General features: G+C 69.0%; 8 protein-coding genes, 1 tRNA gene and 1 pseudogene. 5 read left to right on the top strand and 5 right to left on the bottom strand.

Going from position 1 to position 10,049, the window contains the following annotated elements; genetic code table 11:
• Positions 1-167 (bottom strand): helix-turn-helix domain-containing protein (locus NBZ85_RS21400; protein ID WP_261561665.1); only part of this gene is annotated, 167 nt, incomplete at its 3' end.
• 59 nt (positions 168-226) lie between these two features.
• Between NBZ85_RS21400 and NBZ85_RS21395 the strand changes: the two genes are divergently transcribed.
• Positions 227-1,069: an IS3 family transposase gene (locus NBZ85_RS21395; protein WP_261562478.1), complete on the top strand. Its 843-nt coding sequence runs from the start codon at positions 227-229 to the stop codon at positions 1,067-1,069.
• A gap of 411 nt (positions 1,070-1,480) precedes the next feature.
• On the opposite strand, the gene NBZ85_RS21390 is transcribed toward NBZ85_RS21395, so the two are convergent.
• Together NBZ85_RS21390 and NBZ85_RS32755 are read right to left on the bottom strand one after the other, a co-directional pair.
• Positions 1,481-2,122: a response regulator gene (locus NBZ85_RS21390; RefSeq protein ID WP_261557240.1), complete on the bottom strand. Its 642-nt coding sequence runs from the start codon at positions 2,120-2,122 to the stop codon at positions 1,481-1,483.
• Positions 2,119-3,993: a sensor histidine kinase gene (locus NBZ85_RS32755; RefSeq protein ID WP_261557241.1), complete on the bottom strand. Its 1,875-nt coding sequence runs from the start codon at positions 3,991-3,993 to the stop codon at positions 2,119-2,121. Before NBZ85_RS32755 ends, NBZ85_RS21390 begins: the two co-directional genes overlap by 4 nt.
• 135 nt (positions 3,994-4,128) lie before the next feature.
• Here NBZ85_RS32755 and NBZ85_RS21380 point away from each other — a divergent pair, with 135 nt between their 5' ends.
• Complete coding sequence (locus NBZ85_RS21380; RefSeq protein ID WP_261557243.1) at positions 4,129-4,779, top strand: hypothetical protein; 651 nt, start codon at positions 4,129-4,131, stop codon at positions 4,777-4,779.
• Positions 4,780-5,552: 773 nt separating this feature from the next.
• Here NBZ85_RS21380 and NBZ85_RS21375 read toward each other — a convergent pair.
• Positions 5,553-5,625: transfer RNA gene (locus tag NBZ85_RS21375), tRNA-Leu, on the bottom strand.
• Positions 5,626-5,849: 224 nt separating this feature from the next.
• On the opposite strand from NBZ85_RS21375, the gene NBZ85_RS21370 reads away from it, so the two are divergent.
• Positions 5,850-6,449, top strand: a complete 600-nt coding sequence (locus NBZ85_RS21370) for an ANTAR domain-containing response regulator (protein ID WP_009399419.1) — start codon at positions 5,850-5,852, stop codon at positions 6,447-6,449.
• Between the two features lie 247 nt (positions 6,450-6,696).
• A complete protein-coding gene (locus NBZ85_RS21365; protein ID WP_261557246.1) occupies positions 6,697-8,235 on the top strand; it encodes a branched-chain amino acid ABC transporter substrate-binding protein in 1,539 nt (512 codons plus the stop codon).
• A gap of 255 nt (positions 8,236-8,490) precedes the next feature.
• Here NBZ85_RS21365 and NBZ85_RS21360 read toward each other — a convergent pair.
• Positions 8,491-8,759: pseudogene (locus NBZ85_RS21360) on the bottom strand (helix-turn-helix domain-containing protein); the annotation flags it as partial.
• Between the two features lie 95 nt (positions 8,760-8,854).
• On the opposite strand from NBZ85_RS21360, the gene NBZ85_RS21355 reads away from it, so the two are divergent.
• Positions 8,855-10,027 (top strand): branched-chain amino acid ABC transporter substrate-binding protein, encoded by a 1,173-nt coding sequence (locus NBZ85_RS21355; protein WP_261557248.1) that lies wholly within the window; start codon positions 8,855-8,857, stop codon positions 10,025-10,027.
• The last annotated feature ends 22 nt before the right edge of the window (positions 10,028-10,049 follow it).

The raw sequence follows: 10,049 nt of genomic DNA, 5'->3' as shown, positions 1-10,049 counted from the left end.
TCCACCGCCCGGTACACATTCTCGCCGCCGTTACGCTCGATCTCCCTCGAAATCACCGAGTGATGCCTGCCGAGCGCCTTCGCGATGAACCGCGCCGAACGATTCTTGCCCAACTCGCGGGAAATAACCTCCCGCTCCTCGATCGTCAACTTCTCCCGCCGACCCATCCACCATCCAGCCCCTCGACGCCAACACGATCATCCTATCGAGGCGTCGCTACGACCATTTGACCCCGCCAGTGATTTTCGCTGCTATCGCGGACTGGGCTGCCCCCGACGAGTTCCCCGTCACGTTCATGTGCGCCGAGCTCGGCGTGTCCCGCTCGGGCTACTACGCCTGGTGCCGCGCCACCCCCAGCCAGCGGTCCCTCGACGACACCACCTCCACCACGCTGATCAGGAACATCAGCGCCGACGGCCGCGGGAACCCCGGTGTCCGCCGCGTCCGCGCCGGCCTGGCCGCCGCCGGCCACCACCTGTCCCACAAGCGGGTATGGCGCCTCATGCGAGCCGCTGGCCTGCAAGGACGCCACCCCAAGGCGTGGAAACGCACCACGATCGGCGGTGACCGGCCCGTGCCCGCACCCGACCTGATCGGCCGCGACTTCACCGCGACGGCGCCCGACACCCGCTGGTGCGGCGACGTCACCTACGTCAGGACCTGGGACGGCTGGGCCTACGTCGCGACCGTGATCGACCTCTACTCCCGAGCGGTCGTGGGCTGGGCCGCCGCCGACCACATGCGCACCAGCCTCGTCACCGACGCCCTCGCCATGGCACTCGCCCGCCGCCGGCCACCGGCAGGCGTCATCTTCCACTCCGACCGCGGCAGCCAGTACACCTCCAGTGCCTTCGACGCCTTCTGCAAGAAGAACAACATCCGCCGTTCCCCCGGCCGCACCGGAACCTGCTACGACAACGCCGTTTCGGAATCCTTCTTCGCGACCTACAAGAAAGAACTGATCCACACCCGCCCCTGGCCCACCCTGGCCGACCTGACAGAGAGACAACCGACTGGATCGAAAACTACTTCAACACAACACGCCGCCATTCCACCCTTGACTACTTGACACCCAAGGAATACGAACTAGGCTACAGACATATCAGCCAGCTGGCAGCCTAAAAGGTGTCCACAAAAGCGGAAACACTCCACCTCATGCCTGCGGTAAGACCAGAACACGGTCAGCTCATACCCGAACAGACCGGATGTGATCAAATAGACCCTGACCATTCAAGATCTGTGACGTGGGGAAGGGCCGGTAGAGCACGCCCGGTGGGCTGCCGGGGGCGGGCTGTCTGTCGCCGAGCGAACCGAATCGAGCCTCACGATCCTCGCGGGTCACGGCTTGCCATGATGGCGGTGGGGTGGCGTCGTTCGGGTGTGGGTTCGGATGTGCGGCGCGCGTCCGCGGCAGGAAGGAGGTCGGTCAGAGCCCTCGCGGCGGCCTCGTACTGGTTGGCGGTGATACCCACGGCGTGGATCAGGCGCCGCCGAGGCCAGCTTCGCGGGCCTTCACGATCGCCTGGGAACGTTCGGAGACCTGCAATTTAGTGAAAATGTTGGATACGTGGTTACGCACCGTCTTGAGGCTGATCATCAGGTCGTGGGCGATAGTGGCGTTGCCTTTTCCCGCAGCGACCATTTCGAGCACTTCTCGTTCGCGTTCGGTGAGGGCGGGGAAGGCGGCGGCGGTCGATCCTGGGCCGTTGGCGAAGTGGGCGATGACCCGCTGGGCGATCTGTGGGCCGAAAATGGCCTCGCCGGCGGCGGCGGCCCGGATCGCCCGCTCGATTTCGTCCTGCTCGGCGCCTTTGAGCAGGTAGCCTCTCGCTCCGGCCCGCATCGCGGCGAAGACCGAGTCGTCGTCTTCGAACATGGTGAGAACGACGACGGCGGCTGTCGATCCGGCGCGGTTGAGCCTGCGAGTCGCCTCGATGCCGTCGAGGTCGGGCATGCGGAGATCCATGAGGATCACGGTTGGGGTGAGTTTCGTGGCCAGCTCGACGGCCCGTGTCCCGGTGTCAGCCTCACCAACGATGTCGATGTCGGAGGTGTGGGCCAGCATGAGTTCCAGCCCGCGGCGGTAGGCGGGGTGGTCGTCGGCGATGAGTAGTTGGATCATGCGTCGGCCGCCGCCGGCTGGACTTCCGTCAGCGGTAGTACGGCGCGCACGATCAGGCCGCCGTGGGGCTGGCTGGTGATCGTGCAGCTGCCGCCGAGTTCGGCGGCGCGTTCGCGCATCGAGGTCCAGCCGACGCCTGGGGAGGTGGTTGCCCCGGTGCCGTGCCCGTTGTCGGAGACGGTCAGCTGGAACGACCCGTTCAGTTCGACAGCGACGAGGCAACGGGTGGCGCCGGAGTGCCGGGCGACGTTGGTCATCGCCTCGGACGCGATCCGGAAGGCGGCGACCTCGACCGCGGCCGGGAGCGCAGGAAGCCGGTCTGTGAGCCCGTCCGGTGCGGTGACCTCGAACGTGACCAGGCTGGACAGGGCCGAGGCGCGCTGCCGGATCGCGTCGAGGAGGCCGACCTCATCGATCGCCGGTGGGCGTAAATCGTCGACGAGACGACGGACCTCGGTGATGGTCGCCTTGACCTCGTCCCGTGCCTCGGCGACCAGAGAGTTTCGCTCCTCGGCGTCGGCCCGGGACTGGGTGGCGCTGAGCTTGAGCACGATGGCAGCCAGGGACGGCCCGAGACCGTCGTGCAGGTCCCGGCGCAGCCGGCGTCGCTCCTCCTCGCGACCGGCGACGATCCGGCTGCGTGAGTCCCGGAGCTCGTCTTTGAGCTGCTCGGACCGGACCAGGATCGCGGCGTAGCGGGCCAGGTCCTTGAAGAGGTTCAGATCGGCCCGGGAGAGGTCGCGCCCGGGTGGGACTTCGAGGGCGAGGTACCCGACGTGCTCGCCTCGGTGAACCATGGGCGTTCGCAGCGCCGCGTCCGGCTCGGGTCCGGTCATCTCGACCCAGACCCGGCCGACCCGCAGCGCGGCGGCGACGGCGTCGGTCACGGCCGCGACCAGCCGGTCCGGGTCGGCCGCCTCGGCGCGATCGGCCACCAGCCGGATCGCCGTGCGCGGGTCGGAGCGCAGGCCGTAGACCCACCGGTCGATCCGTCGCCGCAGGGTCGAGTAGGCCGGGTGCACGGCCACCGCGACGACGCCCACCGCCAGCAACCCGCCCGTGGTGCGATTACCGATGAGCCGGTCGGTGGTGAAAAGTAGGAGCGCGTAGACGGCGAGGACCGCGACGATGAGAAGCAGGTAGGTCAACGTACGCGAGAGCACGAGCTGGATATCGAACAGCCGGTGGCGCAGGATCGCGATGCCGACGGTGATCGGGAGAGCGATGGCCACCAGACCGAGGGCGGGAGTGAAGAACGGTCCGTCTCCGAGCAGGAAGTGGTTGACCCAGCCGGTCAGCAGCGCAACGGGGACGGTGAGCGCACCCCACACCAGCCAGAGCAGCTGGAGCCGGTCGTCTCCCTGCGCCCGGCGCAGACGCCGCCATACCGCGATGACGCTGCCGAAGAACAGCAGCACCACCAGCACGAGCCCGACGACGCCGACAAACCCGGAGAGGGTCTCCGGCAACCACGGGACCGGAAGCCGTGCCCCATGGTGGCTGGCGGCGAACCCCGACGCGTCACCCGCTGCGCCGACAACGAATAGCACCGCCCCGGCCAGCCCCATCCGGACCCAGCGGCGCCAGAACCGGTTCGCCACGTGCCCGTCCGGCAGCAGATAGGCGATCAGAACCAGGAAGAGGAAAAGGAAAACCCACCAACCCTGGGTCAGCTGATCGACGATCAGGCCGGTATGAGTGGTGGCTGTGCCGTCGAAAGCCAGACTGGCGAAGAACACGCCGTGCGCCACCAGCAGCCAGCCGATGCGCTGCCGAGGCTGCCGCACCAGCACCAGCACGCCGACCGCGACGGGAACCGCGGCACCGAAAAAAACCAGAACCTGCTGCACGCCGCCAGTCTGGGGCCGCACCGACCTCATGTCAGCGTTCCCGGGAACCTTTCCCGGGTCTACCGGGACACCCGAATCGGGCGCCCGGGCCGGCCGGTCACGCACGCTCACTCGGCCGATGACGGTCATCGGCATCCCGCACAGAAGGAGCCGGTCATGCCCGCCTCCCCGTTCGAAAAATTCCTCCCCTGGACCGGCGGCCTGGCCGGCATCCTGTGGGGCGTCCAGCTGATCGCCAGTAAGACCCCCGACCACCCGGCCCGCCCCACCGCTGTGACGCTCGTCGACCACGCGGCCGGGCGGAACTACGTCGCAGGCTTCGCGCTCCTGCTCGGCGCCCTCATGCTGCTGTTCTTCGCGGCCCAGGCCCGCACGTCCCTGCGCTCCGGCGAGGCCGGCGAATCGACCTACTCCTCCGTCGCGCACGGTGGCCTCCTGATCGCCGCCGCCGGCTTCAGCCTCCTCGGGATCTCCCAGATCGCACTGGTCAACGCAGCGAAGGCCCACGACGCCGCCGCCACCGACGCGCTCGGGCAACTCACCATGATCGGCTGGTTGCCGGCCCTGGTCGGCCTAGTCGCCGCGTTCTGGGGCCTCGGCCTGGGCGGCCTGCGTACCGCCACCCTGCCGAAGTGGTTCGCCATCGGCACTATTGTCCTGGGCGTCGTCGGTGTCCTCGGCCCGCTCGCGTTCGCCGTCTACCTGCTCCTGCCACTGTGGCTCATCGTCGCCTCGATCGTCACCGCTCGCCGCTCGACCACCACGACCAGCCCCTCAACGGCCCGCGTGCCCGCCGAAGCCCACTGAACGGGCCTCGACCGCAACCGTGAGGACCACCCGGTGGTGGCCACCAGACCCGCTCGCTGGCGGCCACCACCGAACGGCCGCGCCAGCTCGAACCGCTCCGCGATTGACGCCAGAGGGGTCGGCCTACGCCCGGCCGACGTACGACCTCCGCTGCATTGCCTCGGACCAGACCCCAGTGCGTCTACGTGCATACTGGGCTGAGCCGCCGAGGCCAGCACCGCGGGTGAGTGAGCTGCCACGTTCCGCGTCCTACCCGGCAGGACCCGAACCTCACACCGCAGGTCAGCCGTTTGTGATCTCGGCTGTGATCCGGACGTGTGGATGCATATGGTTCGGGTGGGGTGGGATGGTTTCCATGGTGGTGGTGGTGCGCGTTGTGTCGGGTGGACGTTTCGCTTCCAGGTTCTGCGTGTCGGCTCCGAGGCAGAGCGACTGCGGACACGGTTGGCCGGAGCGGTTCGTGAGTTGCTTGTGTGGGCGGCTGAGGATCAGGCCCGGTCTGCGGCGGAGAAGGGCAGCGGGAGGGGGGCCGGTCCGCTTGGCGGGGCCGCTGGTGAGACGGGCGTCGTACCTGCCGGAGGGGACTTGATGCGCGGGAGGCTGGAAGAACCCGGATGCGAACCCACAGCCGATCGAGGGTTCTACGTTCGAGGCAGGTGGCAGAGCTGACCTCTGAGTTTGACCGAAGGTTACAGGTCAACTCCGCGGGGTGTCCTGCATGGGCGACCACCTGCGGATCGGTATGATTCGTATTCGTATGACTACATCGCGTGTACCCCGGGTGGGATTCGAACCCACACTGTCGGTGGTTTGAGCACCGTCTCTCTGCCGTTGGAGTACCGGGGCCGGCGGGTGGAGCGTGGTCGAGCGGGCGGGCCCGCTGCGGAGGTGACCGGGCGGACCTGACAGTAAGGATCGTGATCGATCCGGTCCGGAACGTCTCGTCCACGACTCTATCCGGGTAGGGTGCGTTTCGACCTCCCGCCCTCCTCTACTCGGGCAGGATGTCAATCTGACTCCCCTGCCCTGTCACACTAGGGTCACACCTCCGAGACCAGGAGTACGACTCGATGAGCCAACCCTCCTCGAACCCGCGCCGGGTTCTGATCGCCGAGGACGAAGCGCTGATCCGGCTCGACCTCAGGGAGATGCTGCAAGAGGAGGGCTACGAGGTCGTCGGGGAGGCCGGCGACGGCGAGATGGCCGTCAACCTCGCCGGCAAGCTCCGGCCCGACCTGTGCATCCTCGACGTGAAGATGCCCAGGATGGACGGCATCGAGGCCGGCGCGAAGATCGCCAAGGACCGCATCGCCCCCGTGGTCATCCTCACCGCGTTCAGCCAGCGGGAGCTGGTCGAGCGGGCCCGCGAGGCCGGCGCCATGGCCTACGTGGTCAAGCCGTTCCAGAAGAAGGACCTGCTGCCCACGATCGAGATGGCGATGAGCCGGTTCACGGAGATCGTGAGCCTGGAGGCCGAGGTCGAGGACCTGCAGGGCCGGCTTGAGGCAAGGAAGATCATTGAGCGGGCGAAGGGCGTGCTACAGACCGAGCACGGCATGACCGAGCCGGATGCCTTCCGCTGGATCCAGCGGACGTCGATGAACCAACGCCGGACGATGCGTGCCGTCGCCGAGGCCGTGCTGTCGGGCGAGGCGCTGCCAGGCTCGTGACGTCCCTGTTCGCGCCGTCCCCGGCCACCTGCCGGCCGGGGACCGGGTGAGCGACGCCTCGCCGCCGGGATCAGCGCCGATCTCCGGTCCCGAGGACGTGCCGCAGCCGTCCCCCGGAGCACCCGAGCCCGTCCCGGCGGACGAACGGGCTCCCACCGCCGAGTCGACTGCCGGGCCTTCCCCCGAGCCCGCTCCGCCTTCGCCGGGCCCCACTCGGCGGTGGTCGGCCCGGGTGGATCATGCGCGTGTGACGCTCGCGACGGTCCCCCGCCGGATCGGGGAATGGACCCGGGCGCGGTGGCGTACCGGTCGGGGCCGGGCGATCCTCGCCGCGATCGTCGCCCTGATCCTGGCCGTGCCCTCGGGGCTGGGCCTTGTCCTGGCCACCGCTCTCGACGACGGCGGCGGCGACGCCAACGCCCCCGTGACCCGGGTGGCTGCCCTCGGCGTCATGGCACCGCTGTCCGGTGATCTGTCCGCTGACGGCACTAGTGTGCGCAACGCCGTCGCGCTCGCGGTCGACGAGGCCAACGAATCCGGGGCGATCCCGGGCTGGCGCCTGGAGCTGTCCACCCGCGACGATCTGTCCCGCCCGGACGGGGGAGCCCAGGCCGCCGACGCGTTCGTGGCCAACGATCGTCTGATCGGCGTTGTCGGGCCGTTGAGCTCACTCGTCGCGAAAGTCGCCCTGCCCACGCTGAGCGCCGCGGGCATCCCGGTCGTCTCTCCGTCCAACGCCGACCCGACCCTCACCGGCGTCGGCGCCGACCCGCGCACCCGTCCCTATCCGTCCTACTTCCGGCTCGCGGGAACGGACGAACTGCAGGCACGGGTGGCGGCCGAGTACGCGGTGCGGACCCTCGGGCGCCGACGCATCGTCATCGTCGACGGGGAACCTCGCTACGGCACGACGCTTGGCGGCCGGTTCGCGGTGCGCGCCGCGGCGCTGGGGGCGACGATCGCGGCGGTGCACCAGGTCCAGGGGGACGGCGTCGACGGGTCCGATCTTGACACGATCGCGGAGGCGATCGAGCAGGAGGCCCCCGACCTGGTCTACGTCGCCACCGGCGCGGCGTTTGCCGGGAAGCTGCGCACCCGCCTCGCCGCAACGGGCGCGTCGATCCAGGTCATCGGCTCGGACGCGCTGCTGCAACAGCGGTATACCGACGACGCGAAGTCCGCCGCAGACGGTGATCTGATCACCAGCCTGCTCGTCCCGCCGACGGGGCTGCCGGCCGCCGGTGCGTTCGTCGCCGACTACTCCGAGCGGTTCGGCGGCCCGGAGGACGACGACGGCAGCACGACTCCGAGCGGCGCTGGCAGCACCAGCTCGGGCAAGCGTCACCGCGACGACGCCACCCCGAGGGCCGCCACCCGTGCCCCGGCTGCCATCCATGCCCCGGCTGCCACCCGTGCCCCGGCCGATTCCCGTGCCCCGGCCGATTCCCGTGCTTCGGTCGACTCCGCCGCGGCGCAGCGACAGCAGGCGGCCCATGATGCCACTGTCGAGCTCGCCCAGCGTCGAGCTGAGGCCGTTCCTGCGGTGGCCGCCTATGCCTACGACGCCGCCCGGACGATCATTCGGGCGGCGGCGGTGGTGTTGCCCGGCCGCCCGGCCGTCGACGTGGCCGCCCGGCATGACGTCGTCGCCGCCATCGGGCGCGGCTCGTTCGCCGGCGTCACCGGCCCCGTCGGCTTTGACCGCTGGGGGGACACCCGCACACCGAGCGTTGTGCTCTACACCGTGCTCGGTGGCCGTTTTGTTGCCCTGACGACCTGGACCTGACCCCGCCGGTCGGTTCCTCGTGGCCGCTGGCCGCGCCTCGGTGACCATTCAGCGGTGACCGGTCGCGGTTCGCGGCCGCCCACATCCGCACCCACCCCAGAAAACCACCGAAGGCTACGACACGCTCACTAAGAGCTTTCCCTGGTCGGTATTGCGGGCTAGGTTCCGTCATGACAAGTCGCCGATCCGTTACTTGATTGCCGCGGCGACGTTTTCGGCGGACTCCGGCGCCCCGGGTGCCGACACCAGCAGCGAGGTGCTCCGGAAGAAGTTCGCCATCGCCGTGGCGAAATCCCGCAACGCCTGCTGCTGAATGGTCTGCGACCCGGCCGCCAGCCACGGATTGTCCCGGCGTTCTTCGATCAACTGCCGAGACTACTCGTGGTACCCCGGCGCCGGTCCATGGCGCGGATTCCACCACGACTGTGTTCCACCGCAAGATTCCACACATACCGCGCATGCCCGCAATGAACTTCCATCGCAGCCGCCTGCTCGGCGGTCGGATAAAGCCGGTAACGGGACATGCCTCAATTCTACGACAAGGACGTCAACCAATGGGCAAGATGGGGCGGCGTTTCCTCCCCGCCGGGAGCGGCGGGGTCTCCACGCCGCAAGTCCGATGAGCGGTCCTGGACGGCGATGGGCGGTGCTCGGAGCCGCGGGGGTGCTGGCGGCCGTGTCCGTGCTCGGCGGATGCGGCGGATCCACCGCTGAGGTCGCGAAGAAGGAGTTCGTCATCGGCTTCCAGGGGCCGCTGTCCGGCGACAACCAGCAGCTGGGCATCAACGCCTACGACGGGGTGCTGACCGCCGTCGATCTGGCCAACCGGCGCGAGGACCTGCCGTTCCGGCTGCGGCTGGTGGCATCGGACGACCAGGGCAACCCCGATCAGGGCCCGACCGCCGCGCAGAAACTTCTCGACAACCCGGGCGTCCTCGCCGTCGTCGGTCCGGTCTTCTCCGGGCCGACGAAGTCGAGCGAGCCGCTGTACAGCCAGGCAGGCCTGCTGTCGGTGAGCCCGTCGGCGACCAACCCGGCCCTCACCGACCTCGGCTTCCTCACCTTCTACCGGGTGATCGCCCCAGACACGGTCCAGGGCGCGGCCGCGGCCGAGTACCTGACCAAAGTGCTGAAGGCGACGAAGGTCTACTCGCTCGATGACCGCAGCGAGTACGGCACCGGCCTGTCCGGTGCGCTCGAGCAGGCGCTGGGCGACCACGACGTCAAGGTCGTCCACGACGGCATCAACCCGACGAAGGACTACACCTCCGAGGCCACGAAGATCATTGCAGAGCGGCCGGACGTGCTCTACTACTCCGGCTACTACTCGGAGCTCGCCCTGCTGGCCAAGACGCTGCGCAGCAAGGGCTTCACCGGCAAGATCGTCAGCGGGGACGGGGCGAACGACGATCAGCTCATCCGGGAGGCCGGTGTCGGCAACGCCGAGGGCACGCTGCTCACCTGCGCCTGCGGGGATCCGAACAGCGATCCGGCGGCGGCGGGGTTCGTCGCCGAATACCGGACGGTCAACAGCGGGACCCGGCCAGGCACGTACTCCGGCGAGGCGTACGACGCCACCAACGCGATCATCGAGGTGCTCCGCAAGATCGGTACCGGGGCCACCCGGGAGTCGGTGGCGGCGGCGTTCGGTTCGGTGAACATCCCCGGCGTCACCAAGCAGATCCGGTTCCGTAAGAACGGCGAGGTGGAGGGGGCCACGGTCTACCTCTACGAGATTCGGGAGGGGAAGCGGATCGTGCTTGGCCCGATCCGGTCACTCATCAAACCCTGACGGCGCGGCGGTGCCCCTGCTC

Source organism: Frankia tisae (genome assembly GCF_025403405.1).
Lineage (GTDB): Bacteria > Actinomycetota > Actinomycetes > Frankiales > Frankiaceae > Frankia > Frankia tisai.
The sequence above is the reverse complement of the archived record's forward strand: the minus strand, read 5'-3'. Positions and strand labels throughout refer to the sequence as shown.

Excerpts from the sequence above, each read along its gene's own strand:
- NBZ85_RS21390 (WP_261557240.1), bottom strand. The coding sequence starts at position 2,122 with ATGATCCAACTACTCATCGCCGACGACCACCCCGCCTACCGCCGCGGG.
- NBZ85_RS21380 (WP_261557243.1), top strand. The coding sequence starts at position 4,129 with ATGCCCGCCTCCCCGTTCGAAAAATTCCTCCCCTGGACCGGCGGCCTG.
- NBZ85_RS21370 (WP_009399419.1), top strand. The coding sequence starts at position 5,850 with ATGAGCCAACCCTCCTCGAACCCGCGCCGGGTTCTGATCGCCGAGGAC.
- NBZ85_RS21355 (WP_261557248.1), top strand. The coding sequence starts at position 8,855 with ATGAGCGGTCCTGGACGGCGATGGGCGGTGCTCGGAGCCGCGGGGGTG.